2 protein-coding genes and 1 pseudogene are annotated in these 1,728 nt (G+C 60.4%); 2 read left to right on the top strand and 1 reads right to left on the bottom strand.

Annotation, left to right across the window (positions count from 1 at the left end; genetic code table 11):
• On the top strand, nt 1-962 hold a 962-nt coding region (gene tnpC, locus C5F75_RS35980; protein WP_258048639.1), incomplete at its 5' end, for an IS66 family transposase.
• Here tnpC and C5F75_RS35975 read toward each other — a convergent pair.
• Nucleotides 946-1,524: a nucleotidyltransferase family protein gene (locus C5F75_RS35975; protein WP_081059284.1), complete on the bottom strand. Its 579-nt coding sequence runs from the start codon at nt 1,522-1,524 to the stop codon at nt 946-948. The two genes, tnpC and C5F75_RS35975, sit on opposite strands and share 17 nt — an antisense overlap.
• A gap of 129 nt (nt 1,525-1,653) precedes the next feature.
• On the opposite strand from C5F75_RS35975, the pseudogene C5F75_RS37485 reads away from it, so the two are divergent.
• Nucleotides 1,654-1,728 (top strand): annotated as a pseudogene (locus C5F75_RS37485) (GNAT family N-acetyltransferase); the annotation flags it as partial.

Here is a 1,728-nt window from a genome sequence, read left to right as displayed (position 1 = left end):
TCTCGTCGAATACGCTGGCCGCCAGCGTGGTGCGGGTGGGACTGGCCACGCAGCCGGTAATCAACCTGATGCGCGACACGCTGCTCGAGTCGGACCTGATCTACGGCGACGAGACAACGTTCCAGGTGCTGAAAGAACCGGGACGAAGGCCGCAGGCGAAGAGTTACCTGTGGGCTCAGGTCAACGGCTCAGGGCCGCCCGTGCGGATGTTCTCTTACTCGCCCGGGCGCGGTGCCCAACATGCGCAGAAGCTCTATGCTGGTGTGCAGCCCGGCACTGCATTGATGACTGACGGATACGAGCTCTACAACGGCATCGCCCACGATCACCAGCTCGTGCACCTCGGATGTTGGGCCCACGTGCGCCGCGGCTTCATCAAAGCCGAGGAGTCTGTGCCGAAAGCAGCACGCTCGCCGGATCTGCTGGCGACGCGCTTCGTGATGCTGATCGGCAAGCTGTTCGCGGCCGAAGCACGCAGTGCACAATGGAAACCAGAGCGGCGGCAGCGATTGCGTATCCGATACAGCGTCCGCGTGCTCACCATCATCGTGCGCATGCTGATCGAGCATCTGCCGGGCGTCGTGCCCTCGAGTTTGCTCGGCAAGGCATTGCAGTACATGAACGGACAGTGGCCAAAGCTGGTCCGCTACGTCGAGAATGGCAATTGGCCGATCTCGAACAACCTGTGTGAGAACGCGATACGGCCGTTCGTCGTCGGCCGCAAGGGCTGGCTGTTCTCCGATACGGTCGCCGGCGCGCAGGCCAGCGCCAACCTTTACTCCCTCGTCGAGACGTGCAAGGCGAACGGCATAGATCCGTATCGCTATCTTGCTTGGCTGTTTGGCAAACTGCCACAGGCGTCAACAGCTGACGACTACGCAGCCCTACTACCTTGGGCTTCACGAGACAATCTGTCTAGTGGTCAGGCAAGCGACATACGTGCGATTAGCAAGGAACGATGACCGCGCGTGGCCAACGATTGCGATACTGCTTCTGTGCCACTCGCTCTCGATACGTGGCGACGCTGACTCGCACGGGATTCCGACGGACCACCATAGCGAACAAATCGTCTAACCCATACGGTGCGGTGACCTTGATTGAGTCGTCGGGAAGCAGTGTCAGCCCGACTGCAGTCGCATACTCTGGCCACGACGCAACGGCGGCCTCCAACGACCTGAAAGGCGGCACAGCGTGACCAAATGTTGCCTCGAACCAAGTATGAACTGCGGCCTGATTGGTCACCTCCCACGGGAACTGGGGGTGCGTGTGAGCTAGCAGAGACTGAAACGTCGCGTCACGCTCCGCAGAAAGATCGGTGCTATCGAAGTACGCAACATCGATGTCCGACAATGCCGACGGCGTATCCAGTCCGTGCAGCGAGTCCCATACGAGGTTCCGGACCGCACCGGCGCCGATGCACCAAGAGGGGAGGTTCAAGGTTCGGACCGCAACCAGAGCAGGCCAAAACCATGACGACTCCCGCGCAAGGGCGATGAGGTTTGCTTCGAAATCGGTTGATAGCATGAGTGAAGAGTCTGCCGCGTCGAGAGACAACCTGCTGTCGAGGGCGTCCGCTGCCCCACCGCAAGCCGATCTTAACCGAGTGTGACGTGACAGGGACCTAGAGAGGCGTGCTTTATAGACCGCTTACGATTGGTCGTTGGCACCGGGATGCTTACCGCTGCAAGCGGGCAGGTAGATGCAATTTTCGTCCGGCCGTCTCACATG

It is taken from the genome of Burkholderia anthinoferrum, from assembly GCF_002925705.1.
Lineage (GTDB): Bacteria > Pseudomonadota > Gammaproteobacteria > Burkholderiales > Burkholderiaceae > Burkholderia > Burkholderia semiarida.
Note: the sequence above shows the minus strand (reverse complement) of the source record. Positions and strands in the feature narration are given on the sequence as shown.

Bases quoted from the DNA above. Each gene is read 5' to 3' on its own strand.
- C5F75_RS35975 (WP_081059284.1), bottom strand. From the start codon at position 1,524: ATGCTATCAACCGATTTCGAAGCAAACCTCATCGCCCTTGCGCGGGAG.